Genomic DNA, 25,184 nt, shown 5'->3' on the forward strand with positions numbered 1-25,184 from the left:
CAGTGTCGGGGGAGTCGCCCTGCCCCTGCGAATAAAAAAAACCCCGGCAGGCCGGGGTTAATGTGTGTCTGAGCTGACGCTTAAAAATGTTCCCATTCGCCCTGAGCACCCGCCACGGCGAGCGCTTTCGGCGCAGGCGCCGCGACCGGCACGGCGGCGGGCTCAGCACGGCGAGGCGCGCTGGTGCCGACGTTAAATATCGCGACCATCTGCTCCAGCTCGCGCGCCTGCTCTTCGAGCGACGAGGCGGCCGCGGAGGATTCCTCCACCAGCGCGGCGTTCTGCTGGGTCGTGGTGTCCATTTCCGACATGGCCTGGCCAATCTGCGCGATGCCGCGGCTCTGTTCGGTACAGGCGCGGGCGATCTCATCCATAATTTCACGCACTTTGGCGACGGAGCCGACGATATCTTCCATCGCTTCACCGGCGCTCGCCACCAGCTGCGCGCCGTTTTCGACACGCTGGTTCGCTTCCGTAATCAGCGCGCCTATCTCTTTGGCGGCGGTGGCGCTGCGGCTTGCCAGGGTGCGAACTTCCCCCGCCACTACGGCGAACCCGCGGCCCTGCTCACCGGCGCGCGCGGCTTCCACGGCGGCGTTCAGCGCCAGGATGTTGGTCTGGAAGGCAATACCGTTGATGACACTGATAATGTCGGCGATTTTCCCGGAGCTCGCCTGGATATTACGCATCGTCTCGACCACTTCATTCACCACTTTCCCGCCGCGATCGGCGTTGGTGGAAGCCTGCGCGGCCAGCTGGCTCGCCTGCTGGGCGTTACCGGCGGTTTCTTTCACCGTGGAGGTCAGCTCTTCCATACTGGCCGCCGTCTGCACCACGGCGGCGGACTGCTCTTCGGTGCGCGATGAGAGATCGATATTCCCGGCGGCGATTTCAGACGACGCGCGCGATACGTTATCGACGCCGTGACGCACACGGGTAATGATGCTTTTCAGGCTGTCGTTCATGGTGCCGACCGCCTGCATCAGCAGGCCCGGTTCATCGCGGCGCAGCGACGAGACGGTAACGGTTAAATCGCCCTGCGCGATGCGGTTCGCCACTGCTAATGTTTCACGCAGCGGGCGGGTGATATTGCGCGTAATGAACGCGGCGACAATCAGCCCAAACAATACGCCTGTCAGCGTACCGGCAAGCATCAGCGTTTCAACATGGCTGATGGAATTGGCCATGCGCATTTTACGAAACTCATGGAAGTCGGCCACCGTTTCATTAAGCGCGGTCGCGGCGTTGCTGAGCGCGGTCGATTGTGTCTGCTGATCGCCTGAAGCCGACACAAACAGCGCGGCGCTGCTGTGCAGCATACGGGTCTGATCGGTTAATGCGGAGAGCCACGGCAGCGGCGTATCACGCGTACTGGCTCCCAGCTGCGCGGCGGTTGTGTCGATACTGCCCAGCAGCTCGTTGAGTTTGTTCAGCGTCTCGCGGTCGCCATGAGTGATCAGCGCGTCGACGGCGCTCCGTATCTGCTGCGCTTTCGCGGCAAGACGGGCCGCCAGCATCGCCGCCTGCGGGCTGGCGTCCGCCTGCTCGCTATACGCCGATGCCTGCTCGATAAACTGCGACGGCCACTGTTCATGCAGATCGGCGGCGAGCGTATTGCGCTGGCGCAGCGTCTGAATATATTTATCGCGCACGCCGAGATAAGTTTGCAGATTGGTTTGCATGGCCGCAAACCGGGCGCGCCCTTCGGTATCCATATTAAATTGCGACAGCGACGCGAGCTGCTCACCCACCTGACGCAGCGCACTGGCGTTCAGCTCGGCGTATTTTTCCTCGCCGGTCAACTGGAAGATCGTGCGGTTAATACGTGCTTCGTTCAGGGCGGTCACGATACTGACGGTCAGCGTTTCCTTACGGGCATTCTCATCCACCTGGCGAAAGCCATAAATTCCGGCACCAGCAATCAGCAACATAATGCACAGCACAATAATAAAACCCGACGTCAGTTTTTTGCCGACGCTCAGATTATTCACTTTCTCGCCAAACGACGTCACTAAAGCCATTGCATTCACCATCACGTTAAAATGATAAAAATTGTTTAACTGTTTATCGTCAGTGAAAGAATGATCCTTTAGCGCACGCGTTATTTTAAAAGGTTCAAAAAAATTCAATAATTTCCACTAAAGAGAAATATATTGGGAAAGAAAAACTCAAGATATATGTTAAAAAAATATTATCACGCAGGTAATTAAGTGCAAAAGTAGAGACTTAAGCGCAATCTGGCGTTCATTAAATAAACAATTATGCGTTTCTTTTTAACGTAAATTTTTGGGGCAGATTTGTTCTCCTTTTTTCACATGTTTTTAAGTTAATGATTATCAGAAGATTTTATTTTCAAATAAATTTTCAGACTTTCGCCTCTCCATTAACCAGTGCTTAATTCGTGTTTATTACCACTTAACAATCAAAGTTATCTCCGGGGCGCGTATAAAATAACGCAGTAGTTCACCCTGACTGAAAGTGATACGGGTATCACATTCCCCGCGCGATCACAGTAAAAATATATCATGTATTATTAATTCAGAAGGTAACTTATTACCAACGAGAAACTATTTTACTTTTTACCATTATTACCCAGCGGGAAAGTGAATGCCGGTCGGAAAGAGAATAGGGTCGTGTGCCAGCGCGTTTTTTGCTGATACATAACGCGCTCACACATGGTCACGCCAGTGCCTTCCTGCCCGCGTTGATAGCGCCAGTTCTGTTTCTTTCACTCAGCCCCCCCGTGACTGACGTCACAGAACCCGCGCCGCTCAGGGCGCTGGCGAACCGCTCGCTGCGCTATATGACCGTTCGCCTCGCTATGTAACCGCTCGTTGAAGCCCTGCCCAGTCCGCCTGCGCGTTTTGTCATCATTAAGCGCGTTTTAAATCTTTTGGTTATCCGCCGTCTGCGCCGCCAGGGATGTACGTCACAGCCGGTTTTATCTCTGTCTGACAAGCAGGTCTCCTATGGACAAAAAAACAGTAATGAAACATCTGCCCTGGGCGCTTCTTGGCGTCATCGGGGCCTTTTGTCTTGCCGTAGTGGCATTACGCCGCGGCGAGAGCGTCAGCGCCTTGTGGATTGTGGTGGCCTCGGTCTCCATCTACCTGGTGGCTTACCGCTACTACAGCTTGTATATCGCCAGCCGCGTGATGCAGCTCGACCCAACGCGCGCGACGCCAGCAGTCATTAATAACGACGGGCTGAACTATGTGCCCACCAACCGCTACGTGCTGTTCGGCCACCATTTCGCCGCCATCGCAGGCGCGGGGCCGCTGGTGGGCCCGGTGCTGGCCGCACAGATGGGCTACCTGCCCGGTACGCTGTGGCTGCTCGCAGGCGTGGTGCTGGCGGGCGCGGTGCAGGATTTTATGGTGCTGTTTATCTCCTCGCGCCGGAACGGTGCCTCGCTTGGCGAGATGATCAAAGAGGAGATGGGCCCGGTGCCGGGCACCATCGCGCTGTTCGGCTGCTTCTTAATCATGATCATTATCCTCGCGGTGCTGGCACTTATCGTGGTGAAAGCGCTGGCGGAGAGCCCGTGGGGCGTCTTTACCGTCTGCTCGACGGTGCCGATCGCGCTGTTTATGGGCATCTACATGCGCTTTATCCGTCCGGGGCGCGTGGGTGAAGTGTCGGTTATCGGCGTGGTGCTGCTGGTGGCGTCTATCTGGTTCGGCGGCGTGATCGCAGCCGACCCGTACTGGGGCCCGGCGCTGACCTTTAAAGACACCACGATCACTTACGCGCTGGTGGGCTACGCGTTTGTCTCCGCCCTGCTGCCGGTGTGGCTGATTCTGGCACCGCGCGACTACCTGGCGACGTTTTTGAAAATCGGCGTGATTGTCGGCCTGGCCGTAGGCATTCTGATCCTGAACCCGGAACTGAAAATGCCTGCCGTGACGCAGTATATCGACGGCACCGGGCCGCTGTGGAAAGGCGCGCTGTTCCCGTTCCTGTTTATTACTATCGCCTGCGGCGCGGTCTCCGGCTTCCATGCGTTGATCGCCTCCGGCACCACGCCGAAGCTGCTGGCGAACGAAACCGACGCGCGCTTTATCGGCTATGGCGCGATGCTGATGGAATCCTTCGTCGCCGTAATGGCGCTGGTGGCGGCCTCTATCATCGAGCCGGGCCTCTATTTCGCGATGAACACCCCGCCCGCCGGGCTTGGCATCACGATGCCGAACCTGCATGAGCTGGGCACCGACAACGCGCCGCTGATTCTGGCGCAGCTCAAGGATGTTTCTGCCCACGCGGCGGCGACCGTGAGCGCCTGGGGTTTTGTGATAACGCCTGAGCAGATCATGCAGACCGCCAAAGATATCGGCGAACCGTCTGTACTGAACCGCGCGGGCGGCGCGCCGACGCTGGCCGTCGGTATCGCCCACGTATTCCACAAAATCATCCCGGCGGCGGATATGGGCTTCTGGTATCACTTCGGCATTCTGTTCGAGGCGCTGTTTATCCTGACCGCGCTGGACGCCGGCACCCGTTCTGGCCGCTTTATGTTCCAGGATTTGGTGGGCAACTTTGTGCCGTTCCTGAAAAAAACCGATTCGCTGGTGGCGGGCGTCGTCGGGACGGCGGGCTGTGTGGGCCTGTGGGGTTATCTGCTCTATCAGGGCGTGGTGGACCCGCTCGGCGGTGTGAAGAGCCTGTGGCCGCTGTTCGGTATCTCTAACCAGATGCTGGCTGCCGTGGCGCTGGTGCTGGCGACCGTGGTGCTGGTGAAGATGAAGCGCACCCGTTATATCTGGGTGACCGTGGTGCCGGCGGTGTGGCTGCTTATCTGCACCACCTGGGCGCTCGGGATGAAGCTCTTTAGCGATAACCCGCAGATGGAAGGCTTCTTCTATATGGCGAACGAGTACAAAACGCGTATCGCCGCAGGCGGCGCGGAGCTGACCGAGCAGCAGGTAGCCAATATGCACCACATCGTTATCAATAATTACACCAACGCGGGCCTGAGTATTCTGTTCCTGGTGGTGGTGTACAGCATTATTTTCTACGGTGTGCGTACCGCGATGAAGGCGCGTCGTTCCGCACAGCCTTGCGCGAAAGAAACGCCGTATGTGCCTGTGCCGGAAGGCGGCGTGAAAACCTCGTCACACCATTAATGTGACGGCGGAAACGGCGGGTGCGCGAAGCTTACCCGCCCTACATTTAACAGATTCATATGTTGTCCAGGGTGGGTAAGCGAAGCGCACCCACCATCGTACGTGCAGATTTCATCCATAGGGTGGGTAAGCGAAGCGCACCCACCATCGCACGTGCAGATTTCATCCGTAGGGTGGGTAAGCGAAGCGCACCCACCGTCATACATACAGGTTTCATCCGTAGGGTGGGTAAGCGGAGCGCACCCACCGTTATACGTGCAGGTTTCATCCGTAGGGTGGGTAAGCGGAGCGCACCCAACTTGCATCGACACAATCGCAAGCCCCGGCTCGTACCGTCGGGCTTTTTCTGCCTGGGGAACACAATGTTTGGTAACTTAGGACAAGCGAAAAAATACCTGGGTCAGGCGGCAAAAATGCTGATTGGTATTCCGGACTATGACAACTACGTTGAGCATATGAAGACCAATCACCCGGATAAACCGTATATGACCTACGACGAATTCTTCCGCGAGCGCCAGGAAGCGCGTTACGGCGGAAGCGGCGAAGGCGGCATGCGCTGCTGCTGACACTTACCGGAGGTAAACATGCAACCCGTTGCGGTCACGCTCTTAACCGGCTTTCTTGGCGCCGGAAAAACCACGTTGCTGCGTCACATCCTCGAAGCCAACCACGGCTATAAAATCGCAGTCATTGAAAACGAATTCGGCGAAACGCCCATCGACAGCGAAATCCTCGGCACCCGCGCCACGCAAATGAAAACGCTCAGCAACGGCTGCATCTGCTGCACCCGCTCGGAAGAGCTGGAATCGGCGCTGCTCGATTTGCTGGAACTGCTGGACGGCGGCGTCACCACATTCGATCGGGTGATCATCGAATGCACCGGGATGGCAGACCCCGGCCCTATCATCCAGACGTTTTTCTCGCACGACACCCTGTGCGAGCGCTATCTGCTGGATGGCGTGATTACGCTGGTGGACGCCGTACATGCCGGTCAGCAGATGGACCGCTACGCGCTGGCGCAGTCGCAAATCGGCTACGCCGATCGCATTCTGCTGACTAAAACCGATGTGGTGGGCGAAGACGAAGCGCTGCTGGCCCGTCTGCGCCGCATTAACGCCCGCGCGCCGGTGCATAAAGTAGTACATGGCGAGGTAGATCTGGGCCTGATTTTCGACACCCAGGGCTTTATGCTCGAAGAGCGCATCGTACAGCCTGCACCACGCTTTCACTTCGCGCCCCCCGCGCAGACCGATATCGCCTCTATTGTGGTGAATTTTGATTACCCGGTGGCGCTGGATGCGGTTTCCCGCGTGATGGAAGGACTGCTGTTAGAGTTCGCCGATAACCTGATGCGCTACAAAGGGATGCTCTATATTCAGGACGAGCCGCGCCGTTTGTTGTTCCAGGGCGTCCAGCGGCTTTACAGCGCCGACTGGGACCGCGAATGGGCGAGCGACGAAACGCCGCACAGCACGCTGGTGTTTATCGGCGCGCATCTGCCGGAAGACGAGATCCGCGCCGCCTTTGCATCGCTTGCGCCGAAGGATTGAGCCTTGTGAACAGAGGAAATTAGCCTACCCGCGGCGGCTGGCGAGTGATATCCCCTCTTCCAGCCAGTAAGCCTTCCACGGAGATATCTTCATCCAGCGTTTCCCAGTGAATACCATATGGGCTGATTTCCCATTTCGCGCGTTCTTCATCGCTGGCATTGAGCAGCCGTGGAAACCAGGAGAGCGGCGCGCCAATAATCCGCGCGTCGGAGAGTTCAACCCACAAGGTTTGCTCGTCAAAGCTCACGCGTTTAGCTGAAATAGTCATACCAGGCTCCGGTAAGCTGTTGCTGATGTTGGGTGACAAGAAGTAATAACTCTGCCACTTCACGCGGAGTGAATCCATGATTTCGTGCCAGGGATGTGAAGGGGTTTAACCAGAATTTAGCCTCTGCTCCGCCACGACGAACATGAATATGCGCAGGCTCGCGCGGGTTGCCTTCATTCGAATAAAAAAAGAACCGATAATCCTTTATACGAAGTATCACTGGCATGTGAATCGTGCCTCCTGGCCGTTTTCCTGAACAACCAGTACCATCAGTCTCCTGCACAACCAATATAGTCCCTCTGCTTTTACAGCCCACCTTCCAGAAAAACCAGACCGGGAGTTTCTTTACGGATAATCCGCCTCCTCGCCCAGCCAGAAGTCATCATCGGGCAGGTCGTCCGGGAGATAGATATCGTCGCTGCGGTAGAGCGCGAGTTGTGCGGGAGAAAAGCGCGGGCTTACGGGAGGCAAAATATCTTCAGTCACCTGTAACGGCGGCTCGCCGGGCAGCGGCCCTGCGGGCGGCATTTCGTCTTCACAATATTCCGGCGCAGCGTTAACACAGCGGTCTGCTGAGGCGCTAACGGGCACGCTCTCCGCCTGGTAATTTTGCACCCAGAGCACGGCGACGTTTAGCGTGATGATGGCGAGCAAAAAGAGAGAAATAAGGCTCCCTGTGGAAATATCCCGTTTCATCCGCATCCTCGCGTTTGTCGTGTGAAGTCATCCGTAGAGCGTAGTGCGAAAAAGTAAGACAAAGAGGAAGCGATTGTGATTCTGTGTAACGGGATGTATCTGGCGGAGTAAGGCGAAACGGTAAAGAACGGGAGACAATGCTCCCGTCACAGTTATTTAAAGCTGCCCACCAGCGCCTGACGCTGCTCTTCAAGCTGAATGGTACGGGTGCAGACTTCATGGCCGAACTGCTGGAAATCCGCTTCCTGGTTTTTCCATTCGTTCTGGATAGCCGTTTGCAGGCCGCCGAGGCTCCCGAGTACGCCTTCCAGCGGGTTGCCGCCGCCTTTCAGCACCGCTTTGGCGCCCATTTCGTTAATGCTGTCCTGCAGAATGCCGCCCATCGCCTGATTCACCAGCTGCTGACCGTCGGCGCGCACCTGATCGATGGCTTTATAGTGGAACGTCAGCCCGTCGTCACGATGCTCGATGATTCGGTTCATCTGAGTTTTCAACTGCGCGTCGAGTTTGGTAAGACGCCCGCGCATGCTGCTGTTTTCACCCACCTCTTTGGCGATGATTTTATCCAGCGCGACGCGGCCTTTCTCCACGCGCGACAGCGCGCCCTGATCGACCCACGGCAGCGTGGCGCGCAACGCTTTCTGATAATCGAGCGCCTGCTGACGCTGGGCGGCGGAAAGCGTCATCGGCTTGCCGTTAAACTGCACCGCGCCGTCAGGGCCAATCACCAGATCGCCGTTTTCGCCCACCACCTGCACATGCTGGGGCTTGAGCACCACGTCGTCGCGCGGCGTGACGCTGCATTTGTATTCCGCCTGGGCCTGCATCGCTGTCACCAGCAACACGCCCAGCAGCGCTTTACGCATCATACTCGCTCCTGAAATGCTAACGGGCCGGCAAAACCGACCCGTTGTTTAACTTAATCCCACCAGATGTCGACCAGTTCGCTCACCTGGACATCCGTCATGCCGCGCGCTTCCAGCCATTTGCGGACCACTTCGCGATCTTCATCGGTGCATTTGCCGATCTGCTGGCGGAACACCAGCCCTTCCCAGGCCTGGTTGCCGCTGCCGCCAAAGGCGAGGCCGTTTGGCTCGATAGCCTCGCTGATAAGCTCGTCCACCGTGGTGTTGATCTGCTCATCCGTGGCGCCCTGCGGGAAACGCCAGGTTACCGTAAAGCCCAGTTCCTGGAATTCGTCGATGTGCATCTTTTTACGCAGACGACGGCTACGGTTCTTCGCCATTATTTTACTCTCCCGAACATTAAGTCCCATACGCCGTGACCAAGACGATGGCCACGCTGTTCAAATTTGGTCACCGGGCGCGAGGCCGGGCGCGGTACATAATCCTGTGTCGGGGACAGGTTCTCATATCCTTCCACCGAAGACATTACTTCGAGCATATGTTCGGCATAAGGTTCCCAGTCGGTCGCCATATGGAAGACGCCGCCTGGCTGTAATTTGCGAAGCACCAGTTGCGCGAACGGCACCTGTACGATACGGCGCTTGTTATGGCGCGCTTTGTGCCACGGGTCCGGGAAGAACAGCTGCACCATATGCAGCGAGCCGTCCGGGATCATTTTCTCCAGCACTTCCACCGCGTCATGACACATCACGCGCAGGTTTTCGACGCCCTCTTCATGCGCGGCGCTCAGGCACGCGCCCACGCCCGGCGAATGCACTTCAATGCCTAAAAAATTCTGCTGCGGATTGGTTTTCGCCATCTCCACCAGCGACGAGCCCATGCCGAAGCCGATTTCCAGCGTCACCGGCGCGTCGCGGCCAAACAGCGCGACGAGATCGAGCGGCTCTGCGCGATATTCAACGCCCATCACCGGCCAGTAGTGGTCCAGCGCGTGCTGCTGCCCTTTAGTCAGGCGCCCCTGGCGGCGGACGAAGCTGCGAATACGGCGCAGCGGGCGACCGTTTTCATCAAATTCCGGTGAAATGACGTCGTTATTCATGGCGATTAGTCTGTTTGAGTAGTGGTTCGGGAAACGGGCATTATCCAAAGATAGTTGCCCGATGCAAGCACAGGAAAGTTCCTGTTTACAGCCCACAGGGCCTGTGCTGGAATCACAGCCCCTGATTTCTTCAAGCCGGAAGCCACGCGTTCATGATGCAGGCACAGCAGTTCTCCCGCCAGGTGCTCGACTGGTACGACAAATATGGTCGCAAAACCCTTCCCTGGCAGCAGGAAAAAACCCCTTACAAAGTATGGCTCTCGGAAGTCATGCTGCAACAAACGCAGGTAACGACCGTTATCCCCTATTTTGAGCGGTTTATGGCGCGCTTTCCTGACGTGACGGCGCTGGCAAATGCACCGCTCGACGATGTGCTGCATCTGTGGACCGGTCTTGGCTACTACGCCCGCGCCCGCAATTTACATAAGGCGGCGCAGCAGGTGGCGACGCTGCACGGCGGAAAATTCCCTGAAACGTTCGAGGAAGTGGCCGCGCTGCCGGGCGTCGGGCGCTCCACCGCAGGCGCGGTGCTGTCGCTATCGCTTGGCAAACATTTCCCCATTCTTGATGGCAACGTGAAACGCGTGCTGGCGCGCTGTTACGCGGTCGAAGGGTGGCCGGGGAAAAAAGAAGTGGAAAACCGCCTGTGGCAGATAAGCGAGACGGTAACGCCCGCCGAGGGCGTGGCGCGCTTTAACCAGGCGATGATGGATCTCGGCGCGATGGTCTGCACCCGCTCGAAACCCAAATGCGAGATTTGCCCGCTTAATAATGGCTGCGAGGCGTTCGCCCACCAGAGCTATGCGAAATACCCTGGCAAGAAGCCCAAACAAATCCTGCCGGAGAAAACCGGCTATTTTCTACTGCTTCAGCATGAAGGCGCACTCTTTTTACAGCAGCGCCCACCGGTGGGTTTATGGGGCGGGCTGTACTGTTTCCCGCAGTTTGAGAGCGAAACCGCGCTGCGCGAGTGGCTTTCAGCGCGCGGCATTAACGATGACGGCCTGACGCAGCTCACCGCCTTTCGCCACACCTTCAGCCATTTCCATCTGGATATCGTGCCGATGTGGCTTGGCGTGCAGCAGACCGCCGCCTGCATGGATGAAGCGTCGGGTCTCTGGTATAACTTAGCGCAGCCGCCAGCGGTGGGCCTCGCCGCCCCCGTAGAGCGCCTGTTACAGCAAGTGCGCGCAGAGCCGGTGGCGTCCCGCCCCGCTCGCGCCATTCATGAGGATTGACGATGAGCAGAACCATTTTTTGTACTTTTCTTCAGCGTGACGCCGAAGGCCAGGATTTCCAGCTCTATCCGGGCGAACTGGGTAAGCGTATCTATAACGAAATCTCGAAAGAAGCCTGGGCGCAGTGGCAGAAGAAGCAGACCATGCTTATCAACGAGAAAAAGCTCAACATGATGAACCCTGAGCATCGCAAGCTGCTGGAAGAGGAGATGGTGAATTTCCTGTTTGAAGGCAAAGAGGTGCACATCGAAGGCTATACGCCGCCGGAACAACAGTAAGGGCCTCTGGCCCTTTCACTTAACCCAACAGCACGCCCGGAATGATGAAAAAAATATTTGCGCTCGCTTTGATTGCGCCGTTGCTCATCTCCTGCTCCAGCAAAAAAAACGCCGAAAACGCCTATAACGAGGCCTGGATTAAGGACACCAACGGGTTTGACATTCTGATGGGCCAGTTTGCCCATAACATTGAAAACATCTGGGGATTTAACGAAGTTTTAATCGCGGGTCCGAAGGACTACGTGAAATACACCGATCAGTACCAGACGCGCAGCCACATCAACTTCGACGAAGGTACCATTACGGTTGAGACGATAGCCGGTACTGAGCCTGCGGCGCGCCTGCGTCGGGCGATTATCACCACGCTGCTGATGGGCGACGACCCCGGCTCTATCGATCTCTATTCTGATGTTAATGACATTCAGATTTCCCGCGAGCCGTTCCTTTATGGTCAGGTGGTGGACAACACCGGGCAGCCGATTCGCTGGGAAGGCCGCGCGTCGAAATTCGCCGACTACCTGCTGCAAACGCACCTGAAGAGCCGCAGCAACGGCCTGCGGATTATCTACAGCGTGACCATTAACCTGGTGCCGAACCACCTCGACAAGCGTGCCCATAAGTACATAGGCATGGTGCGTCAGGCGTCGCGCAAATATGGCGTGGATGAATCGCTGATCCTCGCGATTATGCAGACCGAGTCGTCGTTTAACCCGTATGCGGTGAGCCATGCCGATGCGCTCGGGCTAATGCAGGTGGTGCAGCACAGCGCCGGTAAGGACGTTTTCCGCTCGCAGGGCAAATGGGGCACGCCGAGCCGCAGCTATCTGTTTGATCCGCAAAGCAACATTGATACCGGCACCGCGTATCTGGCGATGCTTAATAATGTGTATCTGGGCGGCATTACCAACCCGACCTCGCGTCGTTACGCCGTGATCACCGCCTATAACGGCGGCGCGGGCAGCGTGTTGCGGGTGTTCTCAAGCGATAAAGACCAGGCGGTGAATATTATCAACCAGTTATCGCCGGGCGATGTGTACGAGACGCTGACCAACCGTCATCCGTCTGCCGAATCGCGGCGTTATCTCTACAAGGTCAATACCGCGCAGAAGATGTATCGCCGTAAATAAGCGTGAGAGGTGGGTGCGTAGCGCTGGTTTGGTGGGTGCGCTTCGCTTACCCACCCTACGCGGGGAGGTTCTCTGTTATTCGGTGGGTGCGCTTCGCTTACCCACCCTACAAAAGGCTGATAATCTGTTATCCGGTGGGTGCGCTTCGCTTACCCGCCCTACAAAAGGCGGATAATCTGTTATCTGGCGGGTGCGCTGCGCTTACCCACCCTACACGGGTAGGTTCTCTGTTATCTGGCGGGTGCGCTTCGCTTACCCACCCTACAAATGATTTGTGGCTAAATCGTAGGGCGGGTAAGCGCAGCGCACCCGCCTTTTTTACGCCGAATCACAAAGCCAGCGCCGCCAGCAGCCAGCTCACCGCCAGCAAATCCGCGCTGCCGCCGGGGCTTAAGTTGCGCGTAATCAGCGCCCTGTCCATCTCGCGTAACACCTCGTCGTCCCAGCCGCGCGCCAGCAGGCCACTCGCGTACTTCTGCACATAACGCAACCCTTCCAGCCCGCCGCGTGACGCCAGATTGGTATCCGGATTAACCGCCATCAGCCGCAACAGCGCCTGCTGCAACCCTCTCTCGCCCTGCGCATACTGCCAGAACGGCAAAACATGGCGGCGCACCGTCGCAAAGCCGCTCTCCACCTCGCCACGCGCGCCGGTCAGACCAAACTGGCGATACAAACGCTCGCCCGCCGTCGCCGCCCGCCGCCCGTGCGCCAGCTCGCGCGCTACGATGCCACGTGTCATCGCGCTCACCGTCATGCAGAGCGCGGTTGGCGTCAACGGTTCCCCCAGCGCCGCCAGCCTCCCCGCGGCGGCGCACAGCAGGCCAAGCGAGAAAATCCCTCCCTTATGCGTATTCACGCCGCCGGTGGCGCTGAACATCGCCTGTTCACACGCAAGCCCTGCCGGGCGCAGCCGCCGCAGCATCTCGCTTTCGGCAAGCCCGGCACCCTGCACGCCCTGCTGATAAAACACCCGCAGCCACGGCGCAATCGCCCTGATACTCGCGACAAACAACGCGTGATCCATATCCCGGTGCGCACCGCTATTGGCGCGATCCACCAGCCCCGGCTTGGGCGTCAGGTTCAGTTCGGCGTACAGCGCCGCCACCGCGAGTGACGGCACATCGGGCTGGCGCGCAAAGCGCCGGTCAGTCGCGGGCAAACCAGTCATCGATCATCTTCTCCACGCGCCCGACCACCTCTTCCAGCGGATGACGGCGCGAACGCGCGCAGGCGTGCGCCGGCTCATCGCACAGCAAACAGCGCCGCCCTGGACGGTCAAGCGACGCGCGCCCCACCTGGCCCGCCTGCGGGCAATGAATGTCGAAATCCCACAACCTGCCGAGCGGGTGCGTCTGCTCAAGCGCCACGCACAGCGCTTTGATTTCGCTCGCCGGGTGCGCCACGCTCCAGAGCGCCGTCGGGCCGGTATGCGCGTGAAAGATCTCGCGCGCAAGCCACGGCCAGCGGTGCTGCCACAGCAGCTGATCGCAGGCCTGCACAGCCACCGCGAACGCGTTGCGGTAACGCACGCTGTCTTTCACCGGGCCGGGCGTCACCAGCGAGAGCGAAATCACCGGCTGGCCGTAGCGGGTAAGCCACGCCTGCTGACGGCGCGCGCGCGCGTCTTTCGCCGCCAGTAGCTCATCAAGCGTGACGCCCGGATTCACGGGCGTATCAATTTCCATACGTTACTCCTTAACCTGACGCACCACGTCGATGACGCTACCGTCGCGATAGCGCACCACGCCGACGATGCGGTCGGTGAATTCAATGGGTTTCGGCTCGCCGGCGATCGCCACGGCGCGTTCGCACAGCGCATGAATATCGACGACATTCAGCCCCGCCGCGAGCAGCCGCTCGCGCACCTCGGGCCGCGCCGGGTTGACCGCAATGCCGTGGTCGGTAACGAGCACATCAATGCTCTCGCCCGGCGTCAGGCGAGTGGTGACGCGTTTAACCACCGTCGGAATGCGGCTGCGCAACAGCGGGGCCACCACGATGGTGAGATTCGCCGCCGCGGCCACATCGCAGTGCCCGCCGGACGCGCCGCGCATCACGCCGTCGGAGCCGGTTATCACGTTGACGTTAAACCCGACGTCGATTTCCAGCGCGCTCAGGATCACCACGTCGAGCTTGTCGCAGCAGGCCGCTTTACTGGCGGGGCTCGCGTAAACGTTGGTGGAGATTTCGATGTGCTTCGGGTTGCGGGCGAGCGACGCCGCCGCCTGGCTGTCAAAGCACTGGGTGTCGAGCAGGACGTCTATCAGCCCTTTTTCATGCAAATCCACCAGGCTGCCGGTGATACCGCCGAGCGCGAAGCGCGCCTTCACGCCGCGGCGCGCCATTTTCTCGCCGAGAAACCGCGTACAGGCGGTGGACGCCGCGCCGGAGCCGGTCTGCATCGAGAAGCCGTCTTTGAAATAGCCGGCGTGTTCAATCACGTCAGCGGCGTAGCGGGCGATCATCAGCTCACGCGGATTGCTGGTGACGCGCGCCGCGCCAACGCTGATTTTCGCCGGGTCGCCCACGCTCTCCACCGGCACCACAAAATCCACGCGATCCTGCGACAAACTCGCAAGCATGTTCGGGTACGGCACAAGCGTTTCGGTCAGCAGCACCACTTTACGGGCGAACTGCGCATCCACCATCGCGTAGCCGAGCGAGCCGCAGCAGGATTTGCCGTGGCTGCCGTTGGCGTTGCCAAATTCATCGCTGCACGGCACGCCGAGAAACGCCACGTCAATCTTCAGCTCGCCATCCTGCAACAGTTTGACGCGCCCGCCGTGGGAGTGGATCTGCACCGGCTCCGCCATCAGCCCATGCGACACCGCCTCGGCGAGTTTGCCGCGCATGCCGGAGGTGTAAATCTGCGTGATAACGCCGCTTTGGATATGCTCAATCAGCGGCTCGTTGCAGGTCATCAGCGAGCTTGACGCCAGCGTCAGGTTTTTAAAGCCCATCTGCGCAAGTGTCGCCACCACCTGGTTAATCACCCGGTCGCCTTCACGAAACGCGTGGTGAAAGGAAATCGTCATGCCGTCGCGCAGGCCGCTTTTGCGCACCGCCTCTTCCAGCGACGCGCAGAGTTTGCGGTTGTGCTTGCACTCGTCATCCGCAAGCCACGGCGTGGCGGTATGGGCGGTATCGAACGGTGCCAGGTCGCGCAGGTGCGGAAACTGCACATGCAGAAGTTCTGTCTGATTCATCACTATCTCCTTAACGGCGCACGCCGGAGGCGGCGGCGCGTTCCAGCACCACCTGCGCATGGTTGATAATCGGCGCGTCAATCATCTTGCCGTTGAGCGACACCACGCCGAGCCCGTTGCGCTCGCCCTCTTCGGCGGCGGCAATCACGCGGCGGGCGTAATCCACTTCGTCTTGTGTCGGCGCGTAGGCGTTGTGCAGCAGGTCTATCTGGCGCGGGTTAATCAGCGACTTGCCGTTAAAGCCCATCTTGCGAATCAGGTCGACCTCTTTTAAAAAGCCCGCTTCGTCGTTGACGTCTGACCACACCACGTCGAATGCGTCGATGCCGGCGGCGCGCGCCGCGTGCAGCACCGCGCAGCGGGCGTAGAAGAGTTCGGTGCCGTCGCCGCGCTCGGTCTGCATATCCATCACGTAATCGAACGCCGCGAGCGCAATGCCGATAAGCCGCGGCGAACTGCGGGCGATCGCCACGGCGTTGATAACGCCCACCGCCGATTCAATCGCCGCCATGATGCGCGTCGAGCCGGGCTCGCGACCGCACTCACGCTCAATGCGCGCCAGATGGCCTTCCAGCTCGTCGATATCCTCCGGCGAGTCGGTTTTCGGCAGGCGGATGACGTCGACGCCTGCGCGCACCGCGGCTTCGAGATCGGGCAAGCCGAACGGCGTGCTGAGCGGGTTAATGCGCACCACGGTTTCGATATCCCGGTACATCGGGTGTTGCAGGGCGTGAAAGACCAGCAGGCGCGCGGTGTCTTTCTCGCGCAGCGCCACGGCGTCTTCGAGATCGAACATGATGGAATCAGGCCGGTAGATAAACGCGGTGGAGAGCATGGCGGCGTTCGCGCCGGGTAAAAACAGCATGCTGCGGCGAAGTTTGCTCATTTAAGCGCCTCCCAGCGCAGCGGCTGCGCCTCGCAGGCGCGCAGTACGGCGCTTTGCAGCCGGGCGCGGATAACACAATCCAGCGCGCCTTTGTCCTCGATAATCACCAGCCCTTCGTACACCTCCATCGCCGCGAGCGTCTCTTTCACCACGCGGCGGATCTGATCGCCGAACTGCTTTATCACATCGCTGTAGATTTCTATCTCCAGCTCGCCCGCCGCCGGGGCGATTTTCACCATCAGGTCGCTGGACTCGGCGGTCCCCGCCAGCGCCTCTTTAACTATCTTCATTACGGTTTGTCCTGTCAGATAAGAATTCAGGCCACTTCAGCGCGATAGCGTTGCGCGAGAAGGGCGAAAGTGCTCTCCGGCACCCGTTCGCGAATCGAAGAAAAACGCTGCGCGCGCAGCAGGCGGCGCACTTCGGAGGCGGAAATCGCCTCGCCTTCGGCGTAGCTGAGACGTGGAATTTCAATAACGCTGACCGGCGGCGCGTTAAGTGGCGCGTGCTCAAGCCAGGTGTGCATCGCCTGGTTGTAGGCGCGTGTCACCGGGCAGAACGGCTCGCTGCCGACAAAGCGCTGGTTAATGCCGAGCGCCGGCGCGATATAGCGGCGGAAAATTTGCAAATCCAGCCCGCTCCAGGCTTTATCCACCAGCCCGCGCTGCTTGAGGAAATAACCCGGAAAGGTGGCGCGCGAGATGAGATACGCCGAGCCCTCATGCACCGTGACGTTCGGCAGATGCGCGACGCCCGCCCGCACCATCGCAAGCCGTTCGCGGTAAGGGAAAAACGACGCCTCTTCGCGCACCACAAAAAGATGCAGCCAGTCGCTCTCACTCGCCGCCTGTTCGGCGAGAAAGCGGTGGCCGAGCGTAAACGGGTTGGCGTTCATCACCACCGCGCCGATACGCGCGCCGGGCTGTTTTAACCTGCCAAGCTGCTGGCAGTAACGGCGGATGCCGGAGGGCGTGTTTTCAAGCAGTGCCGCGATATCATCACACTGCGCGAGCGGCCAGAAGCCGCAGCGCCGGAAGTGTTCGAGGTTATACGGACGTGTGCAGAGGAACAGGTGAAAGTGGCCGAGACTCATCGCCAGGTTTTCCACCTCCACCAGCAGACGGGCGCTGAGGTTTTCGCCGCGCCAGCGCTCATCCACCGCCACGCCTTTAATCACGTTGCCTGCAAGCCCCGCGCAGCCTGCGATCTCACCCTGCGCGATTGCGATGACGACATGCGTGACGTCTTCATCCATGCCTAACTGATGGCTGGCGAGAAACGCCGCGACGCGGCCTTTCTCCTGCGGCTGGCGGGCAAGCGCCACGGTGATGAGTTCCAGATTGCTCATACGTCCGTCCGGTCTCTTTAGAGGGCGGGCGCCGGTTGCGCGACGGGCGCTTCGGCGATCACATTGCACAGATGGCCGATCCGCTCGATCTCCACCTCGATTTTGTCGCCCGGCTTCATAAACAGCGGCGGCGTGCGTTTTTTGCCAACGCCGCCCGGCGATCCGGTGATGATCACATCGCCCGCGCTTAAGCGGGTGAAGGTGCTGATGTACTCAATAAGCTCCGCTACGCCGTGGATCATGCTGCGGGTGTTGTCGTCCTGCACCATGCGGCCGTTAAGCCAGGTGCGGATGGCGAGCTGGTGCGGATCGGGGATCTCATCGGCGGTCGTCATCCACGGGCCGAACGCGCCGGTCTGCCGCCAGTTTTTGCCCGCCGTAAACCAGGTGTGCTGCCAGTCGCGCGCCGAGCCGTCCATGTAGCAGCTGTAGCCCGCCACGTGCGAGAGCGCCGCCTCGCGGGCGATGTTCTCGCCGCCGCGCCCGATAATCACCGCAAGCTCCCCTTCGTAATCAAACTCGCTGGAGTGGCGCGGTTTGAGGACCGGTGCGTTATGGCCGGTCTGCGAATCGGGGAAGCGGACAAACAGCGTCGGCGCCGGGTTGTGCTGGTCGAACTCTTTGCGTTTCTCGGCGTAATTCATGCCCACACAGAGGATCTTCTCCGGCTGCTCGATAACCGGCAAAAACGTCACGTCGCTGATTGCGAAATCGGCGGGTGCCTGCGCATGGCAGCGCGCCTGTTCCAGCGCGTCCCGCGCCAGCAGCGTTTTGAGATCCGCGTAGTGCGCCCCGAGACGGGCGCCGAGATCCACCACGCCGTTATCCGTGACAATACCGTAACTACGGCGGCCCTGATGGAGATAACTCGCAAGTTTCATAACAACGTATCCTGACGATTAAACAAGGAAATTGCCCAGTATCAGCAGTGCGAGCGAGACGTTAATCGCGCCGCCAATGCGGGTGGCAATCTGAGCGAAAGGCATTAAGGTCATGCGGTTGCCCGCGGTGAGAATGGCGACGTCGCCGGTGCCGCCCTGCCCGCTCTGGCAGCAGGAGACGATGGCCACATCAATCGGGTGCATACCGATTTTCTTGCCGACGAAAAAGCCCGTCGCCACCAGCGCCGACACGGTGCTGACAATCACCAGCAGGTTGTTGAGCGTAAAGGCGTGCATCAGCTCTTCCCACGGGGTGATCGCCACGCCGACTGCGAAAAGAATCGGGTAGGTCACGGAGGTCTGGAAGAATTTATAGACCACCTGCGAGCCTTCCAGCAGGCGAGGAGAAACGCCGTGCACCAGCTTGATAAAGACCGCGATAAACAGCATGCCAACCGGTGCGGGCAGGCCAATCAGCTTATGGCCGAGCATACCAAGCATATAGAGCAGCACCGCCAACAGCGCGCCGGAAGCAATGGTGGTGACATCAGCCTTGCCGCTGAACGCGGTGTTCAGCGTCTGGGCCTGCGGTTTATCGCCGCGATCCGGCATCAGCTCGCCTTCGCCGGTCAGGTGCGGATAGCGTTTGCCAAGCTGGTTAAGGCAACCGGCGATAATAATCGCGGTGAGGCTGCCGAGCATCACGATAGGCAGCACCCGGCCCAGCGCCACGCCCTGGTCCATATGCAGCAGCGTCGCATAGCCGATAGAAAGCGGGATCGCCCCTTCGCCCACGCCGCCCGCCATGATAGGCAGGATCAGGAAGAAGAAGATCTGGAACGGCTCCATACCCAGCGCGATGCCGACGCCCATCCCCACCAGCATGCCGACGATTTCGCCGCACAACATCGGGAAGAAAATGCGCAGAAAGCCCTGAATCAGCGTGGTGCGGTTCATGCTCATGATGCTGCCGACGATAATGCAGCAGATGTAGAGATAGAGAATGTTGGTGGATTTATAGAATTTGGTGGTGGATTCCACGACCACATCCGGCAGCCAGCCGTAATAGACCAGCGCGGAAGGGATGAAAGTGGCGCAAATCGCCGCCGCGCCCATTTTGCCAACCACCGGCAGGCGCTTGCCGAACTCGCCGCAGGCGAAACCGAAGAAGGCAAGCGTCGCGACCATCACCACAATATCGCTCGGCAGTTTGCCGCCGAGGCAGTCAATGGCGATAAGCGCGCCGGAGAGCAGAAACAGCGGCAATGGAATAATCCCGATTTTCCAGGTATCCATGATATGCCACCATTTTTCTTTCAGGGATATTTGCTTCGCAGCAGACGGGTTGTGGGGTACGACGTAAGAATCATCGGTTGTGCTCATTTAATTAAGCTCCGTAGTTATATTTCCCGTTAAGCGTAAAAGAGGTTACCCTTACAATTTGTGAGGAAGGCCGAATCAGCGCCGGTAATTTAATGGCACCTATGGTGTTTATGGTTTTAATTAACGCGATGTGATCAGCGCTCAATTTACGGGCGTGGTTTTTATGGCGTTTATTCAATAAGCACCGTTTTTGGCGTAAAAACGTAACGCGGGTAAACAGTTACCGCCGCGCACCGCGCCCTGTGCAGGGGATCACAAGTTTCAGGCACAGGCCCGGTAAGCGCCTGAAAAAATGGTACAGTTCTCTATTGTTTGTATTCCGGCGCGCCAGTGAACGATGAAATTTTCCTTTCGCATAAAGTTATTTATTCATCTCATCATATTCTTCTCCGTATTGTTTACGGCGCTCGGTGTTTATTATTATCTCGATGTCAGCCGCCAGCTTTATCAGGAGATGAGCAGTCGCGCGAGAATACAGGCGGAAGAGATTTCGCTCATTCCGTCATTACGTGAAGCGGTCAGACAACGTAATATTCCGGCGATTAACACCTTTATGACAGACATGGCGCGCCACAGCGACGCCAGTTTTATGGTTATTGGCGATGAGAAAGGTCTGCACCTGTTTCATTCCGTTTTTCATGACCGCATCGGCACTCCGCTTATCGGTGGCGATAATCAGGATGTGTTAGAAGGAAAAACCATTACCAGCATTCGCCGGGGCGGGCTTGGCGTCTCTCTGCGCAGCAAAGCGCCGATTTTTGACGACCAGGGCCATGTCATCGGTATTGTCTCGGTCGGCTATCTGACCAGCTATCTCGACACCATTACGCTTGGCAAGGTGGTCAATATCCTGATTGGCGCGGTGTTATTGCTGCTGGCGCTGTTTATCTTTTCGTGGTTTTTCACCCGCAGTATTAAAAAACAGATGTTTTTTCTGGAGCCGCGGGAAATCGGGCTTCTCGTGCGCCAGCAAAAGGCGCTGATGGAATCCATCTACGAAGGCGTTATCGCCATCGACGAGCATTCGCGCATCGCGGTGATCAACCGCGCCGCCAAACGGCTGCTGGGGCTGAACGTGTCTTCGCGCTCGCTGCGCGGCCAGCCGCTGGAGGCGGTGATTAACCCGGTCTCGTTTTTTTCCCCGCAGGTGATGCTGGAGAACGACACGCATGATGAGATTTGCGTATTTAACCATCTGACGGTGATCGCAAGCCGGGTGCGCATTCTGCTGGAAGGCGAGCTTCAGGGCTGGGTGATTACCTTTCGCGATCGCAAGGATATCGACAGCCTGAGCGTGCAGCTAAGCCAGGTGAAGCGCTACGCGGATAACCTGCGCATTCTGCGTCACGAGCAGTTAAACCGCATGTCGACGCTCGCCGGGCTGCTGCATCTGGGCCACTACGACCAGGCGCTGAGCTATATTCAGGCCCAGACCGAGCACACCCAGGAGCTGCTCGATTTTATCTCCCGGCGGTTTCACTCCCCCACATTATGCGGGCTGCTTATCGGCAAATGCGCCAGAGCGCGCGAGAAAGGCGTGACGCTGACGTTCGATCCGGCCTGCGAGATGGCGCGCGCGTTCCGCGGGCTTGGCGAGCCGGAGCTGATTTCGGTTATTGGCAATCTGCTGGATAACGCCATCGAAGCCACCCAGCGCGCCGAAGGGCCGCACGATCCGGTCGAGGTGTTGATCCGCCTGAACGAGCGGGAGCTGATCATCGAAGTGGCGGATCGCGGTGTCGGGATCGCGCCCGCGCTTCGCGACAGGATCTTCGAGCCGGGTTTTACCACCAAACGCCGCGGCGATCATGGTATCGGCCTGCATCTTATCGCCAGCTATGTGAAGCTCGCAGGCGGCACGCTGGAAGTGTCCGCCAATACGCCGCGCGGCACGATTTTCTCACTTTTTATTCCTGACGCGCCCGACGTTCGTCCGGCCCAACCGCAGGGAGAACCTGACTATGCCACCTGAGATGACCGACGTACTGATTGTGGAAGATGAAAACCAGCTGGCGGCGCTGCATGCCGAAATGGTAAAGCAGCACCCGCATTTGCGGCTGGTGGGCATGGCGGCGACGCTCGCCGACGCCGAGCGGCAGATCCGCGAGAAGCGCCCGCATCTGGTGCTGCTGGACAATTATCTGCCGGACGGCAAAGGGATTACGCTGACGGAGAGCCTGACGCTGAAGAACAGCGCCTGCTCAGTGATTTTTATTACCGCCGCGAGCGATATGGACACCTGTAGCCAGGCGATCCGCAACGGCGCGTTCGATTATCTGTTAAAGCCGGTGTCGTGGAAGCGCCTCAGCTATTCGCTGGAACGCTTTGTGCAGTTTCGCGAGCAGCAGCGGGTGTGGAAAATTGTCGATCAACAGCACGTGGATTCGTTGTATCAGTTGCAGGCGCGCAGCTTCCGGCCAGACTCCGGCGCAAAGGGGATTGAGGAGAATACGCTGACGCTGGTGCAGCGGCTGTTTGTGGAGAGCCGCGAGCAGATTTTTTCAGTCGATGATGTGGTGAGCGCGACAGGTTTAAGCAAAACCACCACGCGGCGGTATCTGGAGCACTGCGTGGAGAGTGGGTTTCTGACGGTGGAGATGTTGTACGGCAAGATTGGCCATCCGCGGCGGTTGTACCGTCGGGCGGAAGGAGAAGCGTGATGTTACGGTGGATATGATTTTACGGCGGGTGCGCTACGCTTTCCCGCCCTACGGAAAACGATGCTCTGGCTGTACGGCGGGTGCGCGTTGCTTACCCGCCCTACGGAAAGTGATGCTCTGACTGTACGGCGGGTGCGCGTTGCTTACCCGCCCTACACGATAAAAATGATGGCATTCTCGTAGGGTGGGTAAGCGAAGCGCACCCACCATTCACGCCCCACCATCACCAACGACACATAAGGCGCTGAAATTATGTAGGGCGGGTAAGCGAAGCGCACCCGCCAGCGTCACATCCAACACCTGTCCGATAACGCCTTATTCGCGCAACATATACCCGTACAACCGCTTAATGCCATCCGGGTCGGTCTGGCTGTAAACGCCCTGCAACTCCGGCGAAAAGCCCGGTAACAGGTTCACGCCCTCTTCCAGCGCCAGGAAATAACGCAGCGCCGCGCCGCCCCACACTTCGCCTGGCACCACGCACAACACGCCCGGCGGATACGGCAACGCACCCTCCGCCGCCACGCGTCCTTCGGCCTCACTCAGACGCACCAGCTCCACGTTGCCGCGAATATACTCCACATTCGCCTGCTGCGGGTTCATCACCACCTGCGGCAGCTCGGCTTTACGGAACATTGCCCGCTGCAACGCCTTCACGTCGAAACTCACGTACAGATTATGCATCTCCTGACAGAGCTGGCGCAGCGTGTAGCCTTTATAACGCACCGGATATTTCTGGCAAATCGTCGGCAACACGTCGGCAAGCGGCGTATCGTCTTCAATATGCTGCTCAAAACGCGCCAGCATCGCGACCAGGTGCGCCATCTTCTGCGCGCTCTCGGCGGGGGTGAGCAAAAACAGGATCGAGTTAAGATCCGCTTTTTCCGGCACGATGCCGTTTTCACGCAGATAATTGGCGAGGATCGCCGCCGGGACGCCGAAATCGCTGTACTCGCCGGTTTCGGCATCGATACCCGGCGTGGTCAGCAGCAGCTTGCACGGATCGACAAAATATTGCTCGCGCGCGTAACCGGTGAAACCGTGCCACGCCGCGCCCGGCTCAAAGCTGAAAAAACGCCGCTCACGCGCAATCGCGTCCGTCGGATGATCCTGCCAGGGCCGCCCCGCCACCGTATCCGGGATAAACGGCTTGATCATGTGGCAGTTGGCGATAATCGCCTTGCGCGCCTCGATCCCAAGCGCCACGCACTCGGCCCACAGCCGCTTGCCGCTCTCGCCTTCGTGGATTTTGGCGTTCACATCCAGCGCGGCGAACAACGGGTAAAACGGGCTTGTCGAAGCGTGCAGCATAAAGGCGTTATTGAGCCGCTTGTGCGGGCAAAAACGCGCCTGTCCGCGGATATGGTTATCTTTCTTGTGGATTTGCGAGGTCTGCGAGAACCCGGCCTGCTGTTTGTGCACCGACTGCGTGACGAAAATCCCCGGATCGTTTTCATTGAGATCCAGCAGCAGCGGCGAGCAGTCGGCCATCATCGGGATGAACTGCTCGTAGCCGACCCATGCGGAATCAAACAGAATGTAGTCGCAGAGGTGGCCGATTTTATCCACCACCTGACGGGCGTTATAGATGGTGCCGTCGTAGGTACCGAGCTGGATCACCGCCAGGCGGAACGGACGCGCCTCCTGCGCGCGCGACGGCGCCACTTCGGCAATCAGCTCACGCAGATACGCCTCGTCGAAGCAGCGCTCGTCGATCCCGCCGATAAACCCAAACGGGTTACGCGCCGCTTCGAGATAGACCGGCGTCGCGCCCGCCTGAATCAGCGCCCCGTGGTGGTTCGATTTATGGTTGTTACGATCGAACAGCACCAGATCGCCCTGCGTCAGCAGCGCGTTGGTCACGACTTTATTCGCCGCCGAGGTGCCGTTCAGCACGAAATAGGTTTTATCGGCGTGAAAGACCTTCGCGGCAAATTTCTGCGCATGCTTGGCGGAGCCTTCGTGGATCAGCAAATCGCCCAGTTTGACGTCGGCGTTGCACATATCGGCGCGAAACACGTTTTCACCGAAAAAATCGTAAAACTGCCTGCCCGCCGGATGCTTTTTAAAGAACTCGCCGTGCTGGTGGCCGGGGCACGCGAAGGTGCTGTTCTGCATCTCCACATACTGCGTGAGCGTGTCGAAAAACGGCGGCAGCAGGTTCTCTTCATACGCGAGCGCCGCGGTTTCAAGCGCCAGAAACTCCTGTGAGGTTCCCGTGAGCATGCCGCTGACCGGCGCGTCGCAGCTTTCGCCGCTCTGCAGATAAACAAAAATCGGCAGATTAAACCCGGTGCGCTTAAGCAGCGCGAGAATACCGCTGCGCGTATCGGCCACAGAAAGCACCACGGCGGCTACGTCGGTGAAGTCGGTGCTATCGAGCCCCACCACGTCGCGGGAGGTTGAAAGCAGAGGAGCCACGGCGTGGCTGGCGGCAATTTTTAACGATTTCATAAGCACAAAAACCCTGAGTGTCGGTGTAAGCGCCTTCGGGCACGGCAACGGGACGGTATCCCGGCGAAACGATGTGGTCTGACTGATTACCAGCTCCGACCGCGAGACATCAGTAAAA

General features: G+C 58.8%; 24 protein-coding genes. 8 read left to right on the plus strand and 16 right to left on the minus strand.

Features of this window, described 5'->3' with window-relative positions:
• Positions 1-80: 80 nt before the first annotated feature.
• The gene (locus tag ACUW6V_RS09385) at positions 81-2,021 is read right to left on the minus strand and encodes a methyl-accepting chemotaxis protein (protein ID WP_454038277.1); all 1,941 of its coding nucleotides are present in this window, start codon (positions 2,019-2,021) and stop codon (positions 81-83) included.
• Between the two features lie 948 nt (positions 2,022-2,969).
• Here ACUW6V_RS09385 and ACUW6V_RS09390 point away from each other — a divergent pair.
• The 3 genes from ACUW6V_RS09390 to yjiA all read left to right on the plus strand — a co-directional run bounded on the left by ACUW6V_RS09390 (position 2,970) and on the right by yjiA (position 6,673).
• Positions 2,970-5,123: a carbon starvation CstA family protein gene (locus ACUW6V_RS09390; protein ID WP_105578143.1), complete on the plus strand. Its 2,154-nt coding sequence runs from the start codon at positions 2,970-2,972 to the stop codon at positions 5,121-5,123.
• A 362-nt stretch (positions 5,124-5,485) separates the two neighbouring features.
• Positions 5,486-5,689 (plus strand): YbdD/YjiX family protein, encoded by a 204-nt coding sequence (locus tag ACUW6V_RS09395; protein ID WP_007764106.1) that lies wholly within the window; start codon positions 5,486-5,488, stop codon positions 5,687-5,689.
• Between the two features lie 18 nt (positions 5,690-5,707).
• The gene (gene yjiA / locus ACUW6V_RS09400; RefSeq protein WP_454038278.1) at positions 5,708-6,673 is read left to right on the plus strand and encodes a GTPase; all 966 of its coding nucleotides are present in this window, start codon (positions 5,708-5,710) and stop codon (positions 6,671-6,673) included.
• A 19-nt stretch (positions 6,674-6,692) separates the two neighbouring features.
• On the opposite strand, the gene ACUW6V_RS09405 is transcribed toward yjiA, so the two are convergent.
• The 6 genes from ACUW6V_RS09405 to trmB all read right to left on the minus strand — a co-directional run bounded on the left by ACUW6V_RS09405 (position 6,693) and on the right by trmB (position 9,602).
• Positions 6,693-6,941, minus strand: a complete 249-nt coding sequence (locus tag ACUW6V_RS09405) for a DUF2442 domain-containing protein (RefSeq protein ID WP_007778197.1) — start codon at positions 6,939-6,941, stop codon at positions 6,693-6,695.
• Positions 6,925-7,167, minus strand: a complete 243-nt coding sequence (locus tag ACUW6V_RS09410) for a DUF4160 domain-containing protein (protein WP_015386343.1) — start codon at positions 7,165-7,167, stop codon at positions 6,925-6,927. Before ACUW6V_RS09410 ends, ACUW6V_RS09405 begins: the two co-directional genes overlap by 17 nt.
• Positions 7,168-7,286: 119 nt before the next feature.
• Positions 7,287-7,637 carry a hypothetical protein gene (locus ACUW6V_RS09415; protein WP_454038279.1) on the minus strand — a complete coding sequence of 117 codons (351 nt, stop codon included), beginning with the start codon at positions 7,635-7,637 and terminating at the stop codon, positions 7,287-7,289.
• Between the two features lie 152 nt (positions 7,638-7,789).
• A complete protein-coding gene (locus ACUW6V_RS09420) occupies positions 7,790-8,506 on the minus strand; it encodes a YggN family protein (RefSeq protein WP_007870927.1) in 717 nt (238 codons plus the stop codon).
• Between the two features lie 50 nt (positions 8,507-8,556).
• Entirely contained in the window at positions 8,557-8,883 is a 327-nt protein-coding gene (locus ACUW6V_RS09425; protein WP_004388233.1) for a YggL family protein, read from the minus strand.
• Positions 8,883-9,602 carry a tRNA (guanosine(46)-N7)-methyltransferase TrmB gene (trmB, locus tag ACUW6V_RS09430; RefSeq protein ID WP_012123788.1) on the minus strand — a complete coding sequence of 240 codons (720 nt, stop codon included), beginning with the start codon at positions 9,600-9,602 and terminating at the stop codon, positions 8,883-8,885. Before trmB ends, ACUW6V_RS09425 begins: the two co-directional genes overlap by 1 nt.
• Positions 9,603-9,754: 152 nt before the next feature.
• Between trmB and mutY the strand changes: the two genes are divergently transcribed.
• From mutY to mltC, 3 genes are read left to right on the plus strand one after another with little or no spacing between them, the layout of a single operon-like run.
• Complete coding sequence (mutY, locus tag ACUW6V_RS09435; protein WP_012123787.1) at positions 9,755-10,840, plus strand: A/G-specific adenine glycosylase; 1,086 nt, start codon at positions 9,755-9,757, stop codon at positions 10,838-10,840.
• A 2-nt stretch (positions 10,841-10,842) separates the two neighbouring features.
• Positions 10,843-11,118 carry an oxidative damage protection protein gene (locus ACUW6V_RS09440; RefSeq protein ID WP_004388230.1) on the plus strand — a complete coding sequence of 92 codons (276 nt, stop codon included), beginning with the start codon at positions 10,843-10,845 and terminating at the stop codon, positions 11,116-11,118.
• A gap of 44 nt (positions 11,119-11,162) precedes the next feature.
• Positions 11,163-12,245, plus strand: coding sequence for a membrane-bound lytic murein transglycosylase MltC (mltC, locus tag ACUW6V_RS09445; protein WP_041460371.1), 1,083 nt, complete (start codon positions 11,163-11,165; stop codon positions 12,243-12,245).
• A 328-nt stretch (positions 12,246-12,573) separates the two neighbouring features.
• Here mltC and citG read toward each other — a convergent pair whose 3' ends face one another.
• Genes citG through ACUW6V_RS09485 form a run of 8 tightly spaced genes read right to left on the minus strand, consistent with a single transcriptional unit; the run spans position 12,574 to position 19,952 of the window.
• Positions 12,574-13,416: a triphosphoribosyl-dephospho-CoA synthase CitG gene (gene citG, locus ACUW6V_RS09450; protein ID WP_454038280.1), complete on the minus strand. Its 843-nt coding sequence runs from the start codon at positions 13,414-13,416 to the stop codon at positions 12,574-12,576.
• Entirely contained in the window at positions 13,394-13,933 is a 540-nt protein-coding gene (citX, locus tag ACUW6V_RS09455) for a citrate lyase holo-[acyl-carrier protein] synthase (protein ID WP_085045595.1), read from the minus strand. Before citX ends, citG begins: the two co-directional genes overlap by 23 nt.
• 3 nt (positions 13,934-13,936) lie before the next feature.
• Positions 13,937-15,454 (minus strand): citrate lyase subunit alpha, encoded by a 1,518-nt coding sequence (gene citF, locus ACUW6V_RS09460; RefSeq protein ID WP_454038281.1) that lies wholly within the window; start codon positions 15,452-15,454, stop codon positions 13,937-13,939.
• A 10-nt stretch (positions 15,455-15,464) separates the two neighbouring features.
• Positions 15,465-16,340 (minus strand): citrate (pro-3S)-lyase subunit beta, encoded by an 876-nt coding sequence (gene citE / locus ACUW6V_RS09465; RefSeq protein WP_014728057.1) that lies wholly within the window; start codon positions 16,338-16,340, stop codon positions 15,465-15,467.
• Entirely contained in the window at positions 16,337-16,630 is a 294-nt protein-coding gene (gene citD / locus ACUW6V_RS09470) for a citrate lyase acyl carrier protein (RefSeq protein ID WP_004388224.1), read from the minus strand. Before citD ends, citE begins: the two co-directional genes overlap by 4 nt.
• 26 nt (positions 16,631-16,656) lie before the next feature.
• Entirely contained in the window at positions 16,657-17,688 is a 1,032-nt protein-coding gene (citC, locus tag ACUW6V_RS09475; RefSeq protein ID WP_454038282.1) for a [citrate (pro-3S)-lyase] ligase, read from the minus strand.
• 17 nt (positions 17,689-17,705) lie between these two features.
• Positions 17,706-18,569, minus strand: a complete 864-nt coding sequence (locus ACUW6V_RS09480) for a fumarylacetoacetate hydrolase family protein (RefSeq protein WP_454038283.1) — start codon at positions 18,567-18,569, stop codon at positions 17,706-17,708.
• 18 nt (positions 18,570-18,587) lie between these two features.
• Positions 18,588-19,952, minus strand: a complete 1,365-nt coding sequence (locus tag ACUW6V_RS09485) for a 2-hydroxycarboxylate transporter family protein (protein WP_454038284.1) — start codon at positions 19,950-19,952, stop codon at positions 18,588-18,590.
• A 337-nt stretch (positions 19,953-20,289) separates the two neighbouring features.
• Between ACUW6V_RS09485 and ACUW6V_RS09490 the strand changes: the two genes are divergently transcribed.
• Both ACUW6V_RS09490 and ACUW6V_RS09495 read left to right on the plus strand, forming a co-directional pair.
• Complete coding sequence (locus ACUW6V_RS09490) at positions 20,290-21,924, plus strand: ATP-binding protein (RefSeq protein ID WP_454038285.1); 1,635 nt, start codon at positions 20,290-20,292, stop codon at positions 21,922-21,924.
• Positions 21,914-22,612 carry a response regulator gene (locus tag ACUW6V_RS09495; RefSeq protein WP_454038286.1) on the plus strand — a complete coding sequence of 233 codons (699 nt, stop codon included), beginning with the start codon at positions 21,914-21,916 and terminating at the stop codon, positions 22,610-22,612. Before ACUW6V_RS09490 ends, ACUW6V_RS09495 begins: the two co-directional genes overlap by 11 nt.
• 315 nt (positions 22,613-22,927) lie before the next feature.
• Here ACUW6V_RS09495 and ACUW6V_RS09500 read toward each other — a convergent pair whose 3' ends face one another.
• A complete protein-coding gene (locus tag ACUW6V_RS09500; protein ID WP_454038287.1) occupies positions 22,928-25,066 on the minus strand; it encodes an ornithine decarboxylase in 2,139 nt (712 codons plus the stop codon).
• Positions 25,067-25,184 lie beyond the last annotated feature (118 nt).

It is taken from the genome of Cronobacter sp. 153480017-3, assembly GCF_053627815.1.